Raw genomic sequence first — 20,962 nt, 5'->3', positions numbered from 1 at the left:
TCGCGTTCTCCTTGGCTTTCGATTGTTGTTTGTCTGCCCGGCCGGGGGTGAGGCAGAACAAGCCAACAACTCGAAAAGGAGAACTAAACCATGACAAACCCAACCGCCAACAAACCTGTCCAGCAACTTCGCGATGGAGCCATCCGCGCCGCTATCTGGGCCAACCAGGGTCAAGAGAACCGCACCTTCTACAGCGTCACGATTTCCCGGACGTACAAGGAAGGCGAGGAGTACCGCGACTCCAATAGCTTCAGCGGGGCCGACCTGCTGAAACTTAGCCGCATCGCCGCGAAGGCCTACGACGCCATCGCCGAACTGCGAGCCGGTCGCGACGAGCCGGAAAACGGGGCTTCCGAATAAGCCCCTTCCGCCTCCCGCAGAGCGTCCGTCAGCGATCCCGCTGGCGGACGTTTCTGTGTATTCAATAGGATGGTGTTAGTCGTTGAGGCCGTGCGGTGCTGTCGGCTGTCCCGTGGCTTCGGTGCCCTGCTTGTCGCAGGTCACCGCCTCGACCTTGGCTTTCAAGGCTTCGTTGTCGGCCTGCAACTGCTGGATCGCTTTGACCATCGGTGCGATCAGGCCGATATAGTTCATTGATTTGGTACCGCTCTCGCTGGTTTGCACCAGCTCGGGGAACACCTGCTCCACGTCCTGCGCGATGAAACCCAGCTCGCGAAGGCCTTCACGGTCTTTCATCTCGAAGGATACGGGTTTCAATGCGGCGATGGCGTCGCCTCGCTCGGGCGACAGGCTCTCGATATTGGTTTTCAACCGGCTGTCGGATACGTCGGCGATAAAGCCGGTGTATTGAATATCGCCATCGACATCGAGGGCCACATCAGGGGCCGTAATGCCAATGCCGACATATCCAGCGGGGGCTAGACTCATCAGAACCGTGTCGTTGTGCAGGAACTGTATCCGGTGGCGGGAGTCCCTCCTCCTACGGTAAGGGTGCTGGAAATTTTGGAGCTTCCAGTTACGTCCAAGGCAACTGTGGGACTGGAATTCCCAATCCCGACCTGGGGTGTACCAGAACTGTAATAAATCACATCGCCGCCGCTGGCTCGCCAGAGGCCGGAGCTGCCACTGAAAAGTCCTGATGCGTCCGCAGCAGTGAAGCAGTTGTTGCCGCCTTCGTCGCAGAAATGCGTTCCTCCGATTGGGCCTTCGACATCCAGTGCGAGCTTGCCTCCTGTTCCGGTGGATACATCGACTTGAGTGAATGCCGGATCAATGAGCCCCCGGCCACCGACCACTGCAAACACCTTCGAACCGGTAAGGTTGAATGAATCCGCTTGACTCATGAACACACCGAATGAGCCCGCGCCAGAGACTTGCGGGCGATTTCCATCGGTGTTGGTCTGGTCGGACAGGCCTATAGTAAATGAGTTTGATCCGGTTGCTCGCGCTTCTTGCCCGAATGCCGTAGAGTTATTGCCGGACGCCGTTACGCGATCACCGAATGCAAGACTGGAGTAAGTGCTGCCAGATGCAATTGCGCCGGCGCCGCCCGCAAAGGAATTCTGCCCCGTCGCATGGTTTTGCTCACCAACCGAAAAGCTGCCTGCTCCGGATGCTATGTTCATAGTTCCAAAAGCAGCGGAAAAATTTCCAACGTTCGCGTCATTAAAGGCGTGGGACTGTGCGTATCCCGCCCGGAAGGCGGACTTCGACGTATCAAAGAACATGCGAGTGTCGTCGTAACTCTGCGCGCCCACATTATCAATCTGATTTGATCCGAATACAAAATCATCCGTCGCGTAGTTCACCACGCCGGATACAGGACGAACCACTCCAGACACGGCTTCCCATATCCCGCTACCGCCTCCAGCCGCGGCACACGCCCAAATCGTTCCGTTAAAAGTCAGCACCTGTCCGGTGCCGCATGATTGATTGCCGATGGTGGTTGCTTCCCCATCGCTGTTGTGGCTCAAGAGCGGCTGCCAGTTGGTTCCATCGCAGATAAGAATATGACCAATCGTGCCATCGCCGGCGGATTGGCGGAAGCTGCCGGTTGCGAACCCGGCGCAGGTGTCACCCGGCTCGGTTTCCTGGGCGATCGCCGTTCCCGCGCTCATGAGAAAGGCCGCGGTGATAAGAAGCGGAATCCAGCCTCTGCGTGCCTTTATTGAATTCGCTGCATCCATGCGCGTGCCTCCCCTAAGCTTGTGCATCAAGTCTCGACCATGCCACGCAGAAGGCGCGATGAAAAGCGATTTCTCGCAAGGCCATTTCTCGCGAAATCGCCGAAAGCGAATGCGCAAGACCAAGTCTTATTTTACTACAGCTTCGCATACGGGCGCAACCGGAAACTCGCTCTGTGGCGGTTTGCCTTTGACACGCAGGCATCATCGCGGCAGGGTTCATGTCGCTTAAAGGAAGAAGCCATGACCAACGCCTATTCTTATCACTCGCCGAAGACCGCCCGGCCGTTTCCACCACCGGGCACGCTGAGCTTAATCTTCGCCTGGGCCGTCACCCGGCAACCTCGCCGCACGACCAGTAGCAAAGGTCGCAAATCCCAACGCCGAACGTCTCGCCGCCGTTCCCGCTTCTGATGCCGGCCAAGTGCAACGTGGAATTCAAGTTCGAGGCTAACGAGTGCTTAAGCCCACCGGCCCTTTTTCCCGGTTGCTGCACCTCCGGCTATCGACCCAACCACGCTGGGCCTCGTACACTGCCTCCTCCTTGGTTTCGGTCGTCGCCGCACCGTCTCAATTGAGCATCGGAGTGGACTGTCCATGTAGAGATCGTCCGCCAGTGTTCATCGCGAGTCCGAAGTGCCGCAAAATTTTTGCCCCCAGCCACGGGGTGAGGGGCGAAAAAGGTTTTGCTCCACCACTTCAACCTCACGAAGGAGAACGACGATGACGACTGCAAACACCTCCAGCAACAAGCCCGCACTGACGCTTCGAGACGGTGCCATCAAGGCCACGATCTGGTCCAACGACAAGCAGGATGGCGGCACCCGCTATTCCGTGGAACTCAGCCGCAGCTACACCGACAGCGAAGGCAAGTGGCATGCTACGAACTCCTTCTCGAACGGCGAACTGCTCCGCGTCGCCCGCCTTGCCGGCAAGGCCTACGATGCGATCGGCGAGTTGCGAGCCGACGGGCAAACCGACGCCGACAACGGGGCTCAGCAATGAGCCCCCGCGCTGGCACCACCGCGAGAGGCCGGGGGCGCAAAGTCCCGGCCGACCGCCTGGCACTTGTGTCTCGCACCCGCGATCTTGCCGAGGAAGTCCTGGCGCTCCGGGAATTCTACAACGGCCAACTCGTCCCTTCTGACTACGACTACTACACGGAGCTGCACCTAAAGCTCTCCGTTCTCGCGGACCTGCTCGCGCTGAGCCGAGCAGAGCAAGTTACCCAGGCCAAAGCTTTCGTCGCGCAACACGACGCGTGGATCGATGTCTTTCGCAAGAAGCCGACTGGAGGTTCTACATAACGTCTCTTCCCCTTCGCCGTTGAGCTGTGGCCGATCGCTGACTTCGCCACCGAGGCGACCGAACGTCGCATCGCCGCCCCCGCTTCTCACCAAAGTTCTTGCTTTGTTCTCTTGGGTGCGCTACTCCATGGCCCCATGTGGAACGCCCCGCCGAACACCATTCCCGAATTCCAAATCCGCCGCGAGCATTTGCGGGTGCTGAAAGACGCTACGTCGATCGAAGCCCCCGACACACCGGAGGTGCGCCAGTCTCTCGCCTATCTGGAAGCGAGGGCCTTGCGAATAGGCGGATTCCGCTCTTATCGCCGCTGGCTCTCCGGCGAAGGCATCGTCCACTACTACGCGGCCATGGCGGCGATTGAAAAGCAGTTTCCTGCATAGCGGCTTATCGCCCTTAAGCTGTCGTTCTTAGTTCTCGTTGCGTGCGATTGGGTTTGCACAACATAGAAATCTCCTCGGCTTTTCGTTGGTTGTTTGTCTGCCCAGCCGGGGGTGAGGCAGACCAAGCCAACCCACGAACAAGGAGAACCTAATGTCCCAAAACCTCAATCCCGCACGCCTATTGGCAGAACTCCAGCAGTTTACCGGCGACTCGGAGCGCTATCGCCATTCCTTAAACCGCCGCGTTATCTTCACGCCGGGCGTCAAATACCTCGCCGACGAGGCTGGTGCCTACTGGCTGATCGACGCGATCGCCAGCTGGATCGGATCGCCCGAGTTCAATCGGGCCATCGCAGCGAACAACTGGCTCCAGTACCACCACTTCTGGTACCTCGACGTGGAGCTCGACAAGCATCAAGCCGTTCTGACCGCCCGCGGCGACGAAGACGAACCGGCCTTCATCACGCAGAAGATCGGCTTCACCGATTTTCCGCTGGAGCAGATGATCCTCTACGCCGGCTTCGATGGCACAAACTGGGTGATCTATCTTCCGAGCGAGCATTAACCGCTTAGCTAGTAGGCCGTCGCTACGTTCATCGAGGCGGCGGCCTTCTTTCTTGTTCGTGACCTTCAGGGCGCGTCCTGCCGCTTCGCCCCTCCCCCGGCAAGGGTTGGCTTGCAGATCGCGAAGGGCGCGATCTTCGCCAAGCCTGGCGGCAGACCCATTGCCTGGCGAGCGGCCCCCCAGCGGCCCTTTGGACGCTTCGGTCACTCACAACCAGAAAGGAAACCTAACCTATGACCAAAATCAACCTCGACCTCCACCAACTCCTTACCGATGCGATCGGTGACGATACGGTGCACATCCCGGCAACTGTCGATCTCTCCGAACTGCTGGAGTTCACCGACGCCGTGGGCGGTGAACACGATCTCGATCTCTTGCTCCACGATAACCGCCTGATTGCCCATGTCTGGAGCGTCCCAGACGTGCAAAGCGTCCGCCCTGATCTCAATGACGATCAGGCGTGGGAAGTCCTGCTCGGCGTCGAGAAATGTCTCGACTGCTCCTTTGGCATCACCTGGGAGATCATCGAAGCCGCAGCAATCGCCCGCTTTGGCGAGCCGCACGAGCACCGACTAAAGCGGTGCCGCGAAGCCCTCGCCCATTACGGCGGTCTGGAGCTGGCTGACTTCCTCGCCGACGCCATGCTCTGGTGTCAAGAAAACAACACCGACTTCGAGACGGTTCTGCAAGCAGCACGCTTGTACGCCACCCGTGACAACGGTGATAGCCAATGAGCCGCCGCACACTCCTCGGCGATAGCCAGCAGCGTGATGCGCTGGCTGTTCGCCTGCGGCAGCTTGTTGGACAGCTCGAAGCGTTGGCCGACGAACACTGCGAAACATTCGACTACGAAGGCTACACCGGCTTAAGCGAACACGCCGCGGAACTGAAGGTCGTCTTGCGGGTGCTGCTGGCATCCGACGTTGCCGCAGAGCTGACGGTGCTGGTCACCCAGGCTGAAGAGCATATTGCCTTCATCCATGAAGCTTACGGAGGTGCGCCATGACCAAGCCCCCCACCTTCGTCGAACTGCCGCAGGCGCCCCGCTGTGCCAGTCCGGTGCCCGAACTGACCAGCTTGCACTGCGCTCGCCGCCGCGGACCTTATGGCAACTCCCGCTATCGTGGCAATTGCGGCGGGTATCTGATCCGCGACCTGCTTCGCTACTACCAGCCGCAAAGCGTGCTCGATCCGATGCGCGGCAGCGGCACCTGCCAGGATGTCTGCCGCGAGCTGAAGGTTCCCTGCCACAGCTTCGACCTGCGAAGCGGGCAGGATGCGGCGGACCCGGCCAGCTATGCTGGGCTCGCGCCGGTCGACTTCGTTTGGATGCACCCGCCCTACTGGCGGATGATCCGCTACAACGATGACCCCCGCTGCTTGTCGGCCGCACCAACGCTTGATGCGTTCCTGGACCGCATGCAGCAAGTGCTTCGCAACTGCAAGACCGTGCTAAGCCCACGCGGCAAGATCGCCGTGCTGCTGGGCGGCTTCAGCGACAGAGGCCGCTATCAGCCCTTGCCGCAGCTGCTGCTTGCGCGTGCCATCGACGAAGGTCTTTGGCCCGCCTGCACGGAGATCATCCGCTTTCAATACGGAAACACCTCCAGCCAGAAGGAATATCGCAGCAGTTTTATCCCTGGCTTGCACGATACGTGCCTCGTCCTGGAGCGCCGTAGCGGCCGTTAGGCGACTTACCGCCCTCATGCCCTTCCTGCACCCGCAGGAGGGGCATTTTTGTGTCTATATACTAAGACATCGCCTCGGCCGGCAAAGCGCTGCCTCGCGTGAGCGTGCGAGATCGAGCCTGACGCTCGCCCCCTTCTCTCCCGGTCGGCAAACTCACTCCCTTCGCATCGCACTGGCGTCGATGCTTCAGGTGTCCAGTGCGGTGGCAAGCGTAGCGCATACCGGCGTAGGAATGCGCGTGCTGATAATCTGGATCGCTCGTGGCATCCCGTGGCGCAAGCTGACCGCGGCTGTCGCGTCAGTTACGGTTCGAGACCTTGGACCGTGCTTGAGGCAGCATGCGGTTCTTCATTGACCACCTCGCAGTGGATGCGTTTAATCCCGAGACAAACGGATAGCCAGATGTGTTTTTCGTTCCGAAAAACCACCTCTTCGCCCGAATAAATTCGGGCTACGAGGCATCTGGCGAGCGTCAAGCCGCTCGACCACGCGTCGGTTCATCATCAGGCCCTACAGGCCATGATGAACCGAGTGCAACCCACGCCTCGTGCGTTGGTTGCACCAAGGGCGTTTCGCCGCCCTTGAAACCCCACGCCACCGGTCGGCCGGTGGATCGCCGCGAAGGAGCGTCCTTCGATGCGGTGCTTGTTCGACCTGCCCAGGCTCTTGGAGGCCGGCAGGTCGATCAGCGGTCGATGGTCTCGACCGCATTGACTGACGAACGAACGAAGGCAGCTCTCGGATGGCCCGACCACGTAAGCAACTGCACGAACGCCGCACGGCCGCGGTGAGGTCCGACCTCACGCTCGCCGAGAAACGTTATGTCCAGTCGCAAGCCGCGAGCGCGGGCTTGAGTGAAGCCGAGTACACTCGGCGGCGCGTGCTCGGCTATGCCGTGCCAGCGTCCGCTGCTGGCGCCACCGATGCCGCTTTAGTCAGTGAGATCAATCGGTTAGGCGGCCAAGTTAGCGCCTTGGGCAACGTCGTGAACCAGGTCGCCCTCTACTGCCACACCGATCGCCGCATCCCACCCGAGTGGGACACCTTACCGAGTGAAATCAAACGCTTACGCCGTCTTATTGAACAAACGCTTGAACGGATACTGCTCGATGGTCCCTAAGATCCATAAGAAAGGCGTCAGCTTTAAGGGGGCTGCTGGTTACCTCCTCAAGGATGTCGGAAACGACACGTCCGAGCGGGTTGCTTGGACAGAAGTCCGAAACGTCGCGTCTCATAATCCCGAAGTTGCCTGGCGGGTGATGGCGGCAACCGCCATGGATCAGGATCGCCTAAAGGCGCAAGCCGGCGTTCCCAACACCGGCCGCAAATCGAAGCAGAGCGTCTTCCACTTCTCCCTCTCGTGGCACGAAGAGGAAAAACCCGACCTCACCCGCGAGGAGATGATGCGCGCTGCTAACACCATCCTCGCGGTCATGGATGCCCAGGAGCATCAAGCACTGGTGATCTGTCACACCGATAAGCCGCAGCCCCATGTTCACGTGCTGGTCAACCGTGTGCACCCCCTGCACGGCAAGATGCTCAGCTCCAGTTTCGAGAAACTCCAGGCTTCCCGCTGGGCGCAGCGGTATGAAGAGGAACGTGGCAAGATTTATTGTGATCAGCGGGTGGTCAACAACGCTGCACGCGAGCGGGAGGAGTTCACCCGTGGGAAGAAAGACGATGCCCGGCATGTCCACGATGCTGCACAGGTGGCTAATGACAATGACCGACGCCAGCAGTTGCTGGCAGAACACCGGAAGCAAGCGCGGACGCTTGGCGATGCCGGCCGGCAGCTGAAGCAGCGGCACGCCGAAAGCTGGTCCCTGCTCGAAGAACGCAATCGGCGCTTACAGGACCTCATTGTAAAGCGGGCCAAGGAAGTAATGGCTCGCAAAGAGCAGCAGATACGCGACCGCTTTCGACCACGGTGGGAACAGCGGCACCACGAGCGGCAGGCGGCGCTGCGGGAGTTCGAGAAGCAGGAGGCGACGCTTTGGGGCCGCATGAAGAATGCGGTGCAAGCGATTGATTTGAAAGGACTCTTGTCGCGCGAAGTGCCGCTCGACGACGGCAAGACCCGCACGCTGAGCGAGGCGTTTCGCTTGATGAATGATTCCGCGGCACGGTTGCAGTCGCTTCAGAAGCAGCAGGATGCGCAGGATCGACAGCTGAAGGCAGAGCAGCGGAGGATCGAGGCCGAGATTCAGCAGAAGCGACAGGCCGAGCGTGATCAGCTTCTCGAAGAGAACCGCAAGCGGTTCGAGGCGGAACGGAGCAGTCTGATCCTTCAGCAGCAGTTGGAGCAGTCGATGCACCGCGCCCGGTGGCAGGAGAAAGGTCGCCGCTTCCGTCAGGAGGTCGAACAGCTACGGGAGTTGGAACAGAAGAAGCAGCCGGAGCGGACTGTCACTCCAGTTCGTCCCGCAGAGCCGGTCGAACCGTGTCGTGAGGCGCCTCCCCTCGCCCAGGAGTTTGCGAAAGCTGCTGAGCCGGAGGCGAAGCGTGAGCAGACCGAGAACGAGAGCGAAGCTCCGCCCAAGGCCCACACTCCGCCCCCGCGGACCAGTCCGAGTGATCTCTTGCCGCAGAAGGATGCGCAGAAGGCGGCTCAGCAGATCGATCAGTGGGAGGATTTTGTGCAGCAGCGGCAGATGGGACGCGAACAGCGGGCAGACCGGGATGGAGATCGGGATCGATAGTGACGGGAGTTAACTGCCGAAGATCCAGTTTTTTCCATGGATATCCCCCTCCTACACGGGCCCCAACTCGCCCCGATGAACCTTCCTTCGGCAGGCGCGCCTTTCAATCGCTACAGGTCCGCTAGCCCGTTACCTGGAGAAAAACACTGGCAGGTTCGTTAAAAATGTCGTACTTTTAATACTATGGGTATGCATAACGAATCCAAATTAAAGAAGCTGCTGGATAATCACCTTTCCGGCACTGTCTACGTGGCTTCTTGGTTGGAAGACCGCGGCATCTCGCGGGCGCTTCAACAGCGCTACCGCAAGAGCGGGTGGCTGGAGACGGCCGGCACCGGGGCTTTCAAACGTCCCGGCGAACAAGTGACATGGCAGGGAGGCTTATACGCCCTGCAATCGCAGAGCGGACTGGCCGTTCACGCGGGCGCGCTTACCGCGCTCGCCCTGCAAGGCTACGCCCATTACCTGCGTCTTGGTGCGGAAACGGTCTTTCTATTCTCCCCCCCGAAAACCAGCTTGCCCGCTTGGTTCAAGAACCGCGACTGGGGGCAGCACCTCCACCATTGCAAAACCTCCGTCCTGCCGCCGGAGCTTGCGCTGGCCGATTTTCAGGTTGGAGCGTTCTCCGTCAAAATATCCGCGCCGGAACGCGCCATCTTGGAGTGCCTGCACCTATCGCCGAGCACGCTTGATCTGGTGGAATGTTATCAACTGCTGGAGGGTCTTACGACCTTGCGGCCCAAGCTGCTGCAACCGCTTCTGGAGCAATGCAGTTCGATCAAGATCAAGCGTCTGTTTCTCTACATGGCGGAAAAGGCGGGGCATGACTGGTTCCAGCGGCTGGACATCGCCAAATTTGATCTAGGCGCAGGGGCCCGCACCATCACTAAGGGTGGGGTTTATGTTTCGCGCTATGGCCTGACCCTACCGGAAGAGCTGGTGAACCAATGATTTCAGAAGCCTACCGCGCTCAAGTGGATCTACTCTTGCAAGTCCTGCCCCATGTGGCGAAAGAGGAATCTTTTGCCCTCAAGGGAGGAACTGCCATCAACCTATTTGTCCGCGACATGCCCCGCTTGTCGGTGGACATTGATTTGACCTGGCTTCCCTTCGATGACCGCGCTACCGCACTGGCGGGCATCACGGGTGCCCTGGAGGGTGTCAAAGCACGGGTAGAAACTGCTATTCCTGCCTGCAAGGTCACGTTGGTTCCACAAAGCGATGGACCGGAAGCAAAGCTGGTCTGTCAAATCCAAGCCGCGCAGATCAAGGTGGAAGTGAATACCACTGTCCGTGGTCACCTACTCCCACCCCGCAGGATGGACGTTGCCGATGCAGTGGAATCAGAGTTCGGACGGTTCCTATCGGTAAACGTCGTCTCTCATGCAGAACTCTTCGGCGGGAAGATTTGCGCCGCGCTCGATCGCCAGCACCCCCGTGATTTGTTCGACGTTCATCACATGCTCAACAACGAAGGCCTAACAGATGACATTCGCTCTGGCTTTATCGCGTTGCTATTAAGCCATTCCCGCCCCATTCATGAAATGATCCGGCCTAATTTCCAGGACCAAGAACGAGCTTTTGAAGTGCAATTTGCGGGCATGGCATTCACGCCGTTTAGCTACGCCGACTATGAAACGACCAGAGAACGCCTCGTGCAGGAGATCGATCAAGGCTGGACGGACAAGGACCGTGAGTTTCTGCTCGGTTTCAAGCAGGGCAAACCAGACTGGTCTTTATCTCCTTGGGAGAACCTGGCTCAGATGCCTGCCGTGCAGTGGAAGCTGCTTAACCTTCAAAAGCTGATCCAGCAAAATCCTGACAAGCACGCGGAACAGCTAAAGGCTCTTGCTGAACGACTGGGCGCGTGAGATGTAGCAGTTGAAGCATTAAGACGCTACAAGATACCGTCACGCGCGAAGCACCTCCCTACGCCCCAAACACCACCTGCCACCAGTATTTGTCTTTGAGATCGCCGCCGTTCCGCTTGGCGGCGTGGGCAGCCTTTAGCTCCTTGGCTGTCAGCTCTTGGTTGGCGATTCGCTCTTCGAGTGCTTTGAGCGTTGCTTCCCACTCCCCTCGCCCGCCGGTGCGATTTTCCAGAAGCAGCATCGCTTTATTATGTCCTTCTTGCGCCAGCTTCAGGGCTTCTTGTAGTTGTTCGACCTGCTGCCGGAAGTGGGCTCGCTCCCGTTCGCGTTCGGCGACTTCTTTCGCCAGCTGCGATTGCAGGGTGTTCACCTCGGATTGCACACCCTGTCCAGTCGGTGTGGCAATGAGGGAATCCGGGGCACTCCCCTCCTCCCGGCTGAAGTCGCACTCGTCGCCGTAAACTCTTATCAGTTCGGAGGCATCGATCAGCTTGTTCCCCTGCCCGTCTTCTTCATAAGAGAGCCGGCCAGAGCGCAGGTGCTTAGTAATCGTCGTGCGGCTCTTGCCGGTGATCCGATTGGCGGCGGAAATGGAATACTTGGTGGTGGTCATCGGCGTTGGTCCCCTACTCTAGCGCTCGTTGCCCTTTGACCGTATCACCGGCGATTCGCCTAGCGCAAGCAGATTCTGACCAATCGCTGCACACGGTTGTGAATACAAGGGCATGATGCGAGCTGAACAGCTGGACGACCCCGATCGCTGCACAGTGTGCAGCGCTGGACAGGTGGGTGGTCAGCTTGAAGGCCGCAGAAGCGCTCCGCTTGGCCAGCGTGGTGAACAAGCACTGGCCTGATAACCCCCTGCTCACTGGTCAACACTGTGCAGTCCGCTGATTGCACAGTTCGGTGGACAAGGTGTGTGCAGATACCTGTCCAGCAGCTTCGGCCGAGCTGTTCAACAGGTGTGCTGTCCAGTTCCTTGACCACTGGTCAAGACTGGTCACCTGCTGCGCGGGCGAGGAGGGGGCGCGTAGCTTCGATATTGATCGAAGATGTACACCGCTGTGCAGCGAGCAGGGGTTGTTCACTGGTCAACACTGGACATAGCGGAGGAGGGAGTTTGTTATCGAAATCTGTGCATGAATCATGTACAGTCGTTTCACGGGAAGGCGAATCGCGCCCATCCTGTTCTCACCGGACGAGCCGCTCTGGCTTGTTCAGCCCAACCAACCTCTAAGTGAAAGGAGCGCGCCCACCCGAAGCCAGCCTATAAGCTCTTCCTTCAGCCAAAAGAAAACCGCCGTTGACGCGGCGGTTCTCGAATAGGGGAGCGTTACCACTCTAAATCTCTTCTTGGACAGTAGCGCTTCTCGCATCGCAATGCAAATCCTTTCGTGATTTGGCAGCGATTTTATGCACCCTTTTTTAAGGGGGCGAGGAGGGAGCGACTGCTACGTCAGGAAGCGCGAAACGCATCATGTCCCAGCTCATTCCATCCCAATCTTTTCCAACCGCGAGTAGGGGAGGCGGACGCATCAGCAGCGACCGCTATCGCCTCGCGCTCTCTCAAGCCGACGACTTCACTGGCCTGGAGGCCGGCGTCGATCGCTACCAGCTTCTCTTGCTGGTCAAGCGGGTTGGCAAAGCTGCCGGGTATACCTCGCGGATGATTCAACTGCTCGATTATTACTTTGCCTTTACGCGGCAGTGCGACTGGGAAGAGGGGGCTCGGCCGATCGTCTATCAGTCGCTCGCCCGCACCGCCCTCGACCTGGGCGTCTCAGAACGCCAGGTGCAGAAACTCGAAGCCGCTCTGTTTGCGGCTGGGGCAATCGGTTGGAACGATAGCGGAAATCATAAACGGTATGGTCAGCGTGACCCGCAGAGCGGGCGTCTGCTCTATGCCTACGGCATTGACCTGACGCCACTGGCTTACCTCAAACCAGAGCTGGAAGCGAAGCTCGCTGAAAAGCAGCTTTACGACCAAGCGTGGCTGGAGACGAAACGTCAGATCTCCTGGCATCGCCGACAAATACGCAGCTTGCTCTTGGAGTGGCCACAGCGGGAAGAGGGGGCTCGCGACTTGTCACACTTCGAACGTCGTTACGACGAGATCGCCGTTCAGATCCGCACGCACCTCCGCTTGGAAGAGTTGCGGCAGCTCCTGGCCCGCCACGCTTCGCTCCATGACGAGCTGATGGCCGCGATGGGGGTTGCTCTGCCCAAAATGGAAGAGGCCGCTCAGTCGCCAACTCTGGAAGGAGAAACACACAATCGTTCATGCAGAAGCGAACCAGCGTTCGCCCACTACAAATCTACCACTCAAGAAATTACTTCCTGTAGTTCTACGAACGACGGCTTTCAGAAAAGCGTAGCGGAAAGCTCCGAGGTTACTGCCCAAGTGTCCGCCACGGGGATCGAGCATGTCGCTCTGAGCCACGTCCTTCAGGCAGCTAGCGACCGGTTTCGAGCCGAGTTGCCGCTCGCGCACCGCCCGATGAACTGGGACGACGTGGTCGCGGCAGCCTACCATCTTCGGGCTCGCCTTGGCGTCTCCCAGCAGAGTTGGGGGGAAGCGTGTGGCACGCTCGGCCGCAACACCGCGGCGATCTGTCTGCTGGTCACCGACCGAGCTGCCTTGCGGGAGGTCAATCCGGTCCTCAAACCTGCGGCTTACTTCCGCGCGATGGTCTCCCGGGCGCGGGGAGGGGAGCTGCGGCTCCATGCCTCGGTGTTTGGGCTTCTGGAACGAGGCGAAGCCGATGCTGCGTCGGCGGCGGTGGCCTAGGCGTGCCGCCGGTCACCTCCGCTTCGCTATTCGCCAATCTCCTCGGGTTCGGCCAAGCGATAGCTGGTGCTGCGCCCGCCGCCGGGGTTTTGGACGATGATGCTGCGATCCAGAAGTTCTTTCAGATCGCGCAGAGCGGTGTCGGCCGAGCATTTGGCCAGCTTCGCGTATTTGGACGTGGTCAAGAATCCCTGGAAGTCGCTTAGCATGCGATTAATCACCAGCCGCTGTCGTTCGTTGACCGGTCTGCGGTTGATCCGTTCCCACAACCGCGATTTGCGCAGGACGCCCGCCAGGCGCTCGTCGCTGGCGGCGATGGCGCGGCCTAAGCACTCCAGGAACCAGAGGAGCCAGGCGGTTACGTCTAGGTCGCCGCGCTGCGATTGTTCCAGCTCGCTGTAGTAGGTCTTGCGGTCCGCCTCGATCTGGGCCGACATGCTGTAGAACCGCTCTTTGACGCCATCCGCCCGTGCGAGGGAGAGATCGGCGATCGCGCGCGCAATTCGGCCGTTGCCATCCTCAAAGGGATGGATCGTCACGAACCAGAAGTGGGCCAGCCCCGCTTTGAGAACCGGATCGATGGGGCTCGGTTCGTTGAACCACGATAGGAACTTGTTCATTTCCTCCGCAAGTCGCTCGGCGGCGGGGGCTTCGAAGTGAACGCGCTCCTTGCCTATAGGGCCCGAGACGACCTGCATCGGGCCAGCCTCTGCGGGGCGCCATTGCCCCACGGCGATGCGGTTCATGCCGCTGCGACCAGTGGGGAAGAGGGAGGCATGCCACCCGTACAGCCGCTCGTCGGTGAGCTCCGCGGCAAAATGCTGCGTGGCGTCGAGCATCATCTCGACGATCCCTTCGACGCTGCGGCTCGGTTGTGGCAGTCCAGCCGTATCAAGGCCGAGACGACGGGCGATCGAGGAGCGGACTTCGTCCGCGTCGAGCGTCTCCCCTTCGATCGCCGACGACTTCACGACGTCGGCGGTGAGGACGATGAGACTCGCTTCGCTCCGTAGGTCGAAGCCGAGCGCCTCCATTTTTCCCAGGAGTCTCCCTTGCTCGTGGCGCACGGCCGCCAGCGGGGCGGCGAGGGCTTCGCTGTCCCAGGTAACCGTTGGCCAGCCGGGGAGTTCGTGGATATAGGGCATCTAATCGCCGCTCCTTCTGCGGTGATTATAGCACTTATTCGCCGCACGGCGCAAGATTTGCCGCATCGAATGCGGTGAATAGAAGCTCTATTCGCCGCACGGGGCATAGAGGGTCGCCACGGCCGGATCAATCGAACCGCTTGACCATTGGCGAGCATTGCTCGCACGCCGCACCTCAGAATTTGGGCGACTGGCTCTGAGCTGGATCTGTCGCAAGGGGAGGAGCCACGTTTGGCGGCAGGAGTAAAAAATTCGTGAGCATCCTGCCAATCGGCAATTACGCTGGAAGTCCGGGGGAGTCGGACCTTTCAGCGAGCTCTCCAATGAGTGCATCTAGCAAAAAGGATCGGATCCGAGAGGCCTTAGCCACTCTTGTGACCACTCACTCGCAAGCGGTGTCCCAAATCGAGGAAGCCATTCGGGGACTTACTCTTCTCTTGGAGATTGAGGCCCTCGTAGAGCCAACACCCGCGTGGACTTCCTCCCAAACAACTGGTCCGCAGGCGGACCGCCAAACGCACTCGATTGTCTGGCGAAACAAGTCCTGCTTCTTAGGCAACACCTTGCCGTTTCTTTTCTTTGAACGGCTCGCTAGATCTCCTCGTCGCTATGTATCTCATGCCGATCTCCTCGACGATGTTTGGGGAGGTGACCGCCACACATCCACGATCCGAGGAGTCGTAAAGCGGCTCCGAGATCGGCTGCAAGAAGAAGGGATGGGAGAAGTGGCGGCCGCGATAGACGGAAGTGTTAGCGGCTACTACGGTTTGAAACCGGTTTGAAAATCTAGCCCGATCAAACGCAAATCAAACGCGAATCGCGCCGAGATCAAACGGGCACCGCGCACAATAAACGGTGCTAGGAACTCCTGCGCCCGGTTTTCCTAGCGATAAGACGCACTGGCGAAGTTGTTCTACCGGACGCATCCCCTGCTTTTCGGTGCTACTTCTATGACTTCGGAACCAATCTATGCAGCCCAGTACGTCCGCATGTCGACTGAGCATCAGCAGTACTCCACGACCAATCAGGAAGAGGTCATTCGTGACTACGCTGCGAAACGAGGCCTGGAGATCGTCCGGACGTACGCTGATGAAGGGAAGAGCGGATTAAGTGTGAGCGGACGGAACTCGCTTAAGCAACTGATCGCCGATGTCACCTGCGGCAAGACAGACTACACGGTGATCCTCGTTTACGATGTAAGCCGATGGGGTCGGTTTCAGGATGCCGATGAGAGCGCGTATTACGAATACCTCTGCAAGCAGGCCGGGATCGAAGTCCATTATTGTGCGGAACAGTTTGAGAACGATGGCCGGCCCACGTCGACCATCATTAAGAGCGTCAAGCGAGCCATGGCCGGCGAATACAGCCGGGAGCTCTCAACGAAGGTATTTCAAGGACAATGCCGTCTGATCGAACTTGGCTATCGCCAAGGCGGGGCACCCGGGTTTGGGTTGCGAAGGATGCTGATCGATCAGACCGGGGAAGAGAAGGGGCAACTCTTCCGCGGTCAACAAAAAAGTCTCCAGACCGACCGCGTCGTTCTCGTCCCGGGTCCTGAAGAAGAAGTTGCTACCGTTCGCTGGATATATGCGCAGTTCGTGCAAGCTGGCAAGAGCGAAGCGGAAATCGCCGAGGCCCTCAATCGCCAGAAACTCCGCACCGATCTCGGCCGGCCGTGGACTCGCGGTACCGTCCGCCAAATCCTGACCAATGAAAAATACATTGGCCATAATGTCTACAATCGGACATCCTTCAAACTGAAGAAAAAACACGTCCGTAACGCCCCGGAAATGTGGATTCGGAAGGATAGCGCGTTTCCTGCTGTCGTGAGCGAGGAACTTTTCTATACCGCACGCGGTATCGTCCAGGAGCGGAACCGGCGGTATAGCGATGAGGAACTGATTGCCATGCTCCGGCGTCTTGCTTCGCACAGCGAGACAATTTCGGCAGCAGCTATTGATGCCGCTGCCTACACGCCACCAGCCGCCACATTCCGCTCCCGGTTTGGTAGCCTGATTGCCGCTTACCGGTTAGCCGGCTGCATGCCCGATCGGAACTACGACTACATAGAAGTTAATCGTCAGCTTCGCCGGCAATGGCCGACCCTCGTGAGCGATGTGCAGAATCGGCTTCAGGCCGTGGGGGCCTCTGTCGCGGAAGACGCCGAGACGGGCTACCTCTTGATCAACGGCGAATATAGCGCGTCGGTGGTTCTCTCGCGGTGCCGAACGACTTCCGCGGGCTCGCTGCGTTGGCAGGCATCCTTCCACCCTGCCATCGCCCCTGATATTACCATCTTGGCTCGTATGGACCGTACAAATTCCGCCCCTGCGGACTATTATCTGCTCCCGATCATGGATATTCAGGCACCCCGCGTCCTATTGTGCGAGGAGAATGGCGCTTACCTTGATACGTACCAGTTCGATACCCTTGACTACTTCGCGTCATTGGCAGTGCGTCGCCGAATCGAGGTGGCAGCATGAAGCACCGTCAAGACAACACGGTCCACATGATTCCCTTGTCGGACATTGAGGTGGTAGATCCGCGGCAACGCGGCCAGAAGAAGTTTCAGCAGATTGTCCATAATATTGCAGCGCTCGGTCTGAAGAAGCCAATCACCGTTACTCCCAAGCACCCAGACCAACCCAATGGTAAATTCTACCTTGTATGCGGGCAGGGCCGTCTGGAGGCGTACCAGTCGCTCGGGCAGAATGAAATACCGGCTCTCATCGTTCGGGTTACGCGCGAAAAGTTGTTCTTAATGAGCCTCGTGGAGAACTTGGCTCGTCGAATGCGATCGTCAGCAGAGTTGATGAGCGAGATTGGATGCTTGCACGATCGCGGCTACTCCTTTCAGGATATTGCCAAGAAGACCGATCTCGATCCTGGCTACATCCGCAGCATCATTAAGCTGATCATTGAGGGCGAAGAGCGGCTCCTATCAGCGGTCGAGCAGGGGAAGATCCCGATTAATATCGCGATGACCATTGCCACGGCCGATGACCACGACGTGCAACGGGCTCTCACCGAGGCCTATGAAAAGAATGACCTGCGAGGGAAGCGATTGCTCGCTGCCCGGCGGCTCATTGAAACGAGGCGAGCTGCCGGCAAGAAAATGGGGGGTCGCATTCGTCGCAACGGAACCGATCGGCTTTCTTCCAAAAAGCTGTTGCAAACGTACGAGGAAGAGACTGCGCGACAAAGGCTCGTGATCCAAAAATCGAAACTCTGCGAAACCCGGCTGCTGTTTGTCGTTTCGGCGCTTCGTCAGCTCTTTGGAGATGAGCAGTTTCTTGAACTCCTCCGAAGCGAGCAGCTCGACACTCTGCCCGGCTATCTAAACGATCAACTCCTTCGAAAGGATGGCCCACTGTGACCACGCTCGTAAAACTAGCCTGCCAGCCCGAGATTCAGGCGATCCCAGTCGCTAGTATCCTTCCGATGCGGAAGGTTTCCGACGGAGTCCGTACCAGCACCAAGTACCGCCGCATCGCCGCCTCCATCCAAGAGATTGGTGTGATCGAGCCTCTCATCGTCCATCCGGTCCCAGACACCCCCGGACAATTCATGCTACTCGATGGCCACCTTCGACTGGACGTCCTCAAGTTCGCTGGCGCTGCGACTGCCGATTGCCTGATCTCTGATGATGATGAGGCATTTACGTATAACCATAAGGTGAATCAACTCTCGGCGATGCAAGAGCACTTCATGATCCATAAGGCCCTTAAGAATGGGGTATCGGAAGAGGATGTAGCCCGCACACTTTGCATTGAGGTATCCAAGGTCCGGCTAAAACGAGATCTGCTGGAGGGGATCTGTCCAGAAGCAGTCGAGCTTCTCAAAGACAAGCGGGTCACCCGCGAGGGGCTTCAGCAGCTCCGGCAAGTTGCCCCGATGCGGCAGATCGAGATGGCCGAGTTGATGTGTGCTTCCCATAACTTTTCCAGCCAGTACACCAAGTGCCTATTGGCCGCCACACCACAAGACCAGCTCCGGGTGACGGATGCAGATCCTGGCCAAGCACTACGTGCACCGCAACGAGGCGGGCCTCATCCGGTCGATGATCAAGGAGAAGGGTCGGTACAAGGTCATCGACAAGGTCAGCGTCGACCTGAACGATAAGCTTGACGTTTACGAGGCGACATTCGCCAACCTTGGGATCAATAAGGTGTTGGTCAGTTCGCAGACGATCAAAGAACACCCGAAGCTGCTCATCAGCGGCGTTTGGTGCATCGCGGATGTGCAGTACGAGCACACTGAAGAGAAGAACGTGCCATGGATCCTGGATTCGCTCAAGCCGATCCAGATGTCGCACTTCAATTTTGACCACTACACGGCAGCCAGGGCAGAGTTCTCGACGGACGAGTGGATCGACACTCTGATCCAGAGTATCGGCTTTCGACCGGCGATGTTCGACCGGCGGACCAAGTTGCACCAGCTGGTTCGCCTGATTCCGTTCTGTGAGCGGAATTACAACGTCATTGAGTTGGGACCGAAAGGGACAGGGAAGTCGCACATCTATTCCGAGTTCTCTCCGCACGGGATGCTGATCTCGGGTGGCGAGATCACGGTGCCCAAGCTGTTCGTCGAGAACAGGGCACCCTACAAGATTGGACTAGTAGGATACTGGGACTGCGTGGCGTTCGATGAATTTGCAGGCAAGAAGAAGCGTGTCGACAAAGCACTAGTTGACATCCTCAAGAATTATATGGCGAATAAGTCATTCTCACGCGGCGTTGAGACGCTTGGTGCGGAAGCCTCCATGGCTTTCGTAGGTAACACACAGCATTCAGTGCCCCACATGCTGCGGCACTCCGATCTATTTGAGGCGCTACCGGAGAAGTACTACGACTCGGCATTCCTGGACCGGCTGCATTGCTATGTTCCGGGCTGGGAGTTCGACATCATCCGCGGCGAAATGTTCACGGATGGTTTTGGTTTTGTTGTGGACTATCTTGCAGAGGTGCTCAGGGATCAGCGGAATCTCGATTGGTCACAGAGATACGCGCCGGCTTTTTCCATCTCGTCGGATGTATCAACCCGCGATCGTGATGGCGTCCACAAGACGTTTTCAGGGCTAATGAAGGTGTTGTACCCGCATGGCGAAGCAACCGACTCAGAGATTGAAGAAGTATTGCAGTTTGCCATGGAGGGTCGGAAGAGAGTCAAAGACCAACTGAAGCGGATCGATACGACCTACGCCGAGGTTGAATTCTCCTACACGGCGGCCGATGGCCGAAAGCACTTCGTCACTACAAGAGAAGAAGTCGAGTACGCCGAATTCTACCACCAATCATCCACCGCAGGAGCAGGTACAGCAGAAGAGCCTCCGGAACCTCCCCAGCCCCAACCCGCCGATGTAGCCCCGTCCGTCGTACGTCCCTTGGAAGTCTACCACGATTACAATCTGATGCGACGCATCGAGTCCGCGGGAATGGCAGAAGCCTTTGAGGCCGAACACGCCCGCACAGGTCAGCCCGCGTTCGTTAAGCGCGTGCGACGCCGATCAACTGATGAAGAGGCGCTTGAGAGAGAGATCCGCATCTACGAGAAGCTGTCTCGCTTGTCACTCAGTGGGGTACTCCAGGTTATTGGTGTGCTTCGGGACGACGAGTTTTTGGGGGTCGTCACCGAGTACGCATCCGAAGGTGATCTAGAGGAGTATGTGCAGAACGCCAGCGATGGCGGCTTGCCTGTGGCCGAAGCGAAGTCGATCGCTGAGGCAGTGTTATCAGGCCTCGCAGAGCTTCACGCCAATGAAATTGTCCATCGCGACCTGAAACCTCGTAATATCTTGCTCTCGGATGGTGGCTGGAGAATTGCTGACTTTGGTATCTCGAAAAACCTTGGACGGCTCGTTACCCAGAAGACCTTTCAGCAGCATGGAACGCTCGGATATGGGGCTCCCGAGCAATTCGATGGCGTCGAAGCGAAGCCGAGCGCTGATATTTATTCCGTGGGCAAGATTATAGTCTTCCTTCTCACCGGACAAACTGATGCTGACTATATCACTTACCCGTCGTGGAGAAGATTTGTGAACCGATGCATAGCACTCGATCCACAGCAACGGCCCACCGTTCAAGAAGCGTTCTCCGAAGTCACTGCGATCCCCATATAGAATCGGTGGTTTAGCGAGACATGAGTATGATGTTTAGTGTGGCTCATTAGCGAAAAATCCTTCCGTCGAAGTCATTGGAATTAATAGGTTTTCGCGTGTGGGGATAGCGACTGCCCATGCTTCAAACGCTGATGTGATAATAAAGATTACGGAAAATGACCTTACAGAGAATCGAGGATTGACTCGCTATGGGTGGTGATTGCCAGGGCGAACGGTGAAGGGGGCCGGCTGCCCGCACAACCTGTCCTAGCCTAG

General features: G+C 58.3%; 22 protein-coding genes. 18 read left to right on the top strand and 4 right to left on the bottom strand.

What is annotated here, in order from left to right:
- Positions 1-90: 90 nt before the first annotated feature.
- Entirely contained in the window at positions 91-360 is a 270-nt protein-coding gene (locus SH292x_RS22805; RefSeq protein WP_442483329.1) for a hypothetical protein, read from the top strand.
- A 75-nt stretch (positions 361-435) separates the two neighbouring features.
- Here the strand turns inward: SH292x_RS22805 and SH292x_RS22800 are convergent, their stop codons facing one another.
- Together SH292x_RS22800 and SH292x_RS22795 are read right to left on the bottom strand one after the other, a co-directional pair.
- On the bottom strand, positions 436-888 hold the full coding sequence (locus tag SH292x_RS22800; RefSeq protein ID WP_442483328.1) for a tail fiber domain-containing protein: 453 nt from the start codon (positions 886-888) through the stop codon (positions 436-438).
- Positions 888-2,147, bottom strand: a complete 1,260-nt coding sequence (locus SH292x_RS22795; protein WP_442483327.1) for a hypothetical protein — start codon at positions 2,145-2,147, stop codon at positions 888-890. The genes SH292x_RS22800 and SH292x_RS22795 overlap by 1 nt, the downstream gene beginning before the upstream one ends.
- 720 nt (positions 2,148-2,867) lie before the next feature.
- Here SH292x_RS22795 and SH292x_RS22790 point away from each other — a divergent pair.
- The 11 genes from SH292x_RS22790 to SH292x_RS22740 all read left to right on the top strand — a co-directional run bounded on the left by SH292x_RS22790 (position 2,868) and on the right by SH292x_RS22740 (position 10,656).
- The gene (locus tag SH292x_RS22790; RefSeq protein ID WP_442483326.1) at positions 2,868-3,149 is read left to right on the top strand and encodes a hypothetical protein; all 282 of its coding nucleotides are present in this window, start codon (positions 2,868-2,870) and stop codon (positions 3,147-3,149) included.
- The gene (locus SH292x_RS22785; RefSeq protein ID WP_442483325.1) at positions 3,146-3,451 is read left to right on the top strand and encodes a hypothetical protein; all 306 of its coding nucleotides are present in this window, start codon (positions 3,146-3,148) and stop codon (positions 3,449-3,451) included. Before SH292x_RS22790 ends, SH292x_RS22785 begins: the two co-directional genes overlap by 4 nt.
- Positions 3,452-3,586: 135 nt before the next feature.
- Positions 3,587-3,832, top strand: coding sequence for a hypothetical protein (locus tag SH292x_RS22780; protein ID WP_442483324.1), 246 nt, complete (start codon positions 3,587-3,589; stop codon positions 3,830-3,832).
- 151 nt (positions 3,833-3,983) lie between these two features.
- Positions 3,984-4,397, top strand: a complete 414-nt coding sequence (locus SH292x_RS22775; RefSeq protein ID WP_442483323.1) for a DUF6876 family protein — start codon at positions 3,984-3,986, stop codon at positions 4,395-4,397.
- A 233-nt stretch (positions 4,398-4,630) separates the two neighbouring features.
- Complete coding sequence (locus SH292x_RS22770; protein ID WP_442483322.1) at positions 4,631-5,131, top strand: hypothetical protein; 501 nt, start codon at positions 4,631-4,633, stop codon at positions 5,129-5,131.
- Positions 5,128-5,403 (top strand): hypothetical protein, encoded by a 276-nt coding sequence (locus tag SH292x_RS22765; protein ID WP_442483321.1) that lies wholly within the window; start codon positions 5,128-5,130, stop codon positions 5,401-5,403. Before SH292x_RS22770 ends, SH292x_RS22765 begins: the two co-directional genes overlap by 4 nt.
- Positions 5,400-6,086: a hypothetical protein gene (locus tag SH292x_RS22760; RefSeq protein WP_442483320.1), complete on the top strand. Its 687-nt coding sequence runs from the start codon at positions 5,400-5,402 to the stop codon at positions 6,084-6,086. Before SH292x_RS22765 ends, SH292x_RS22760 begins: the two co-directional genes overlap by 4 nt.
- A 742-nt stretch (positions 6,087-6,828) precedes the next feature.
- Positions 6,829-7,206 (top strand): plasmid mobilization protein, encoded by a 378-nt coding sequence (locus SH292x_RS22755; RefSeq protein ID WP_442483319.1) that lies wholly within the window; start codon positions 6,829-6,831, stop codon positions 7,204-7,206.
- Complete coding sequence (locus tag SH292x_RS22750; RefSeq protein WP_442483318.1) at positions 7,196-8,785, top strand: relaxase/mobilization nuclease domain-containing protein; 1,590 nt, start codon at positions 7,196-7,198, stop codon at positions 8,783-8,785. The genes SH292x_RS22755 and SH292x_RS22750 overlap by 11 nt, the downstream gene beginning before the upstream one ends.
- A 189-nt stretch (positions 8,786-8,974) precedes the next feature.
- On the top strand, positions 8,975-9,736 hold the full coding sequence (locus tag SH292x_RS22745; RefSeq protein WP_442483317.1) for a type IV toxin-antitoxin system AbiEi family antitoxin: 762 nt from the start codon (positions 8,975-8,977) through the stop codon (positions 9,734-9,736).
- A complete protein-coding gene (locus tag SH292x_RS22740; protein ID WP_442483316.1) occupies positions 9,733-10,656 on the top strand; it encodes a nucleotidyl transferase AbiEii/AbiGii toxin family protein in 924 nt (307 codons plus the stop codon). Before SH292x_RS22745 ends, SH292x_RS22740 begins: the two co-directional genes overlap by 4 nt.
- A 58-nt stretch (positions 10,657-10,714) precedes the next feature.
- Here SH292x_RS22740 and SH292x_RS22735 read toward each other — a convergent pair whose 3' ends face one another.
- The gene (locus SH292x_RS22735; protein WP_442483315.1) at positions 10,715-11,269 is read right to left on the bottom strand and encodes a hypothetical protein; all 555 of its coding nucleotides are present in this window, start codon (positions 11,267-11,269) and stop codon (positions 10,715-10,717) included.
- A gap of 864 nt (positions 11,270-12,133) precedes the next feature.
- Between SH292x_RS22735 and repC the strand changes: the two genes are divergently transcribed.
- Entirely contained in the window at positions 12,134-13,444 is a 1,311-nt protein-coding gene (gene repC / locus SH292x_RS22730; protein ID WP_442483314.1) for a plasmid replication protein RepC, read from the top strand.
- Positions 13,445-13,470: 26 nt separating this feature from the next.
- Here repC and SH292x_RS22725 read toward each other — a convergent pair whose 3' ends face one another.
- The gene (locus SH292x_RS22725) at positions 13,471-14,589 is read right to left on the bottom strand and encodes a Fic family protein (RefSeq protein WP_442483313.1); all 1,119 of its coding nucleotides are present in this window, start codon (positions 14,587-14,589) and stop codon (positions 13,471-13,473) included.
- A 323-nt stretch (positions 14,590-14,912) separates the two neighbouring features.
- Between SH292x_RS22725 and SH292x_RS22720 the strand changes: the two genes are divergently transcribed.
- The 5 genes from SH292x_RS22720 to brxL all read left to right on the top strand — a co-directional run bounded on the left by SH292x_RS22720 (position 14,913) and on the right by brxL (position 20,707).
- Positions 14,913-15,371 (top strand): winged helix-turn-helix domain-containing protein, encoded by a 459-nt coding sequence (locus SH292x_RS22720; protein WP_442483312.1) that lies wholly within the window; start codon positions 14,913-14,915, stop codon positions 15,369-15,371.
- 168 nt (positions 15,372-15,539) lie between these two features.
- Positions 15,540-17,072: a recombinase family protein gene (locus tag SH292x_RS22715; protein ID WP_442483311.1), complete on the top strand. Its 1,533-nt coding sequence runs from the start codon at positions 15,540-15,542 to the stop codon at positions 17,070-17,072.
- On the top strand, positions 17,069-17,965 hold the full coding sequence (locus tag SH292x_RS22710; protein ID WP_442483310.1) for a ParB/RepB/Spo0J family partition protein: 897 nt from the start codon (positions 17,069-17,071) through the stop codon (positions 17,963-17,965). Before SH292x_RS22715 ends, SH292x_RS22710 begins: the two co-directional genes overlap by 4 nt.
- A complete protein-coding gene (locus SH292x_RS22705) occupies positions 17,962-18,711 on the top strand; it encodes a ParB/RepB/Spo0J family partition protein (RefSeq protein ID WP_442483309.1) in 750 nt (249 codons plus the stop codon). The genes SH292x_RS22710 and SH292x_RS22705 overlap by 4 nt, the downstream gene beginning before the upstream one ends.
- On the top strand, positions 18,593-20,707 hold the full coding sequence (gene brxL / locus SH292x_RS22700) for a BREX system Lon protease-like protein BrxL (RefSeq protein ID WP_442483308.1): 2,115 nt from the start codon (positions 18,593-18,595) through the stop codon (positions 20,705-20,707). Before SH292x_RS22705 ends, brxL begins: the two co-directional genes overlap by 119 nt.
- Positions 20,708-20,962: the final 255 nt, after the last annotated feature.

Origin of the sequence: Aeoliella fuhlenseeensis, assembly GCF_052161615.1 — a bacterium.
Classification (GTDB): domain Bacteria; phylum Planctomycetota; class Planctomycetia; order Pirellulales; family Lacipirellulaceae; genus Aeoliella.
Note: the sequence above shows the minus strand (reverse complement) of the source record. Positions and strands in the feature narration are given on the sequence as shown.

Bases quoted from the DNA above. Each gene is read 5' to 3' on its own strand.
- SH292x_RS22805 (WP_442483329.1), top strand. From the start codon at position 91: ATGACAAACCCAACCGCCAACAAACCTGTCCAGCAACTTCGCGATGGA.
- SH292x_RS22800 (WP_442483328.1), bottom strand. From the start codon at position 888: ATGAGTCTAGCCCCCGCTGGATATGTCGGCATTGGCATTACGGCCCCT.
- SH292x_RS22795 (WP_442483327.1), bottom strand. From the start codon at position 2,147: ATGGATGCAGCGAATTCAATAAAGGCACGCAGAGGCTGGATTCCGCTT.
- SH292x_RS22790 (WP_442483326.1), top strand. From the start codon at position 2,868: ATGACGACTGCAAACACCTCCAGCAACAAGCCCGCACTGACGCTTCGA.
- SH292x_RS22785 (WP_442483325.1), top strand. From the start codon at position 3,146: ATGAGCCCCCGCGCTGGCACCACCGCGAGAGGCCGGGGGCGCAAAGTC.
- SH292x_RS22780 (WP_442483324.1), top strand. From the start codon at position 3,587: ATGTGGAACGCCCCGCCGAACACCATTCCCGAATTCCAAATCCGCCGC.
- SH292x_RS22775 (WP_442483323.1), top strand. From the start codon at position 3,984: ATGTCCCAAAACCTCAATCCCGCACGCCTATTGGCAGAACTCCAGCAG.
- SH292x_RS22770 (WP_442483322.1), top strand. From the start codon at position 4,631: ATGACCAAAATCAACCTCGACCTCCACCAACTCCTTACCGATGCGATC.
- SH292x_RS22765 (WP_442483321.1), top strand. From the start codon at position 5,128: ATGAGCCGCCGCACACTCCTCGGCGATAGCCAGCAGCGTGATGCGCTG.
- SH292x_RS22760 (WP_442483320.1), top strand. From the start codon at position 5,400: ATGACCAAGCCCCCCACCTTCGTCGAACTGCCGCAGGCGCCCCGCTGT.
- SH292x_RS22755 (WP_442483319.1), top strand. From the start codon at position 6,829: ATGGCCCGACCACGTAAGCAACTGCACGAACGCCGCACGGCCGCGGTG.
- SH292x_RS22750 (WP_442483318.1), top strand. From the start codon at position 7,196: ATGGTCCCTAAGATCCATAAGAAAGGCGTCAGCTTTAAGGGGGCTGCT.
- SH292x_RS22745 (WP_442483317.1), top strand. From the start codon at position 8,975: ATGCATAACGAATCCAAATTAAAGAAGCTGCTGGATAATCACCTTTCC.
- SH292x_RS22740 (WP_442483316.1), top strand. From the start codon at position 9,733: ATGATTTCAGAAGCCTACCGCGCTCAAGTGGATCTACTCTTGCAAGTC.
- SH292x_RS22735 (WP_442483315.1), bottom strand. From the start codon at position 11,269: ATGACCACCACCAAGTATTCCATTTCCGCCGCCAATCGGATCACCGGC.
- repC (WP_442483314.1), top strand. From the start codon at position 12,134: ATGTCCCAGCTCATTCCATCCCAATCTTTTCCAACCGCGAGTAGGGGA.
- SH292x_RS22725 (WP_442483313.1), bottom strand. From the start codon at position 14,589: ATGCCCTATATCCACGAACTCCCCGGCTGGCCAACGGTTACCTGGGAC.
- SH292x_RS22720 (WP_442483312.1), top strand. From the start codon at position 14,913: ATGAGTGCATCTAGCAAAAAGGATCGGATCCGAGAGGCCTTAGCCACT.
- SH292x_RS22715 (WP_442483311.1), top strand. From the start codon at position 15,540: ATGACTTCGGAACCAATCTATGCAGCCCAGTACGTCCGCATGTCGACT.
- SH292x_RS22710 (WP_442483310.1), top strand. From the start codon at position 17,069: ATGAAGCACCGTCAAGACAACACGGTCCACATGATTCCCTTGTCGGAC.
- brxL (WP_442483308.1), top strand. From the start codon at position 18,593: ATGCAGATCCTGGCCAAGCACTACGTGCACCGCAACGAGGCGGGCCTC.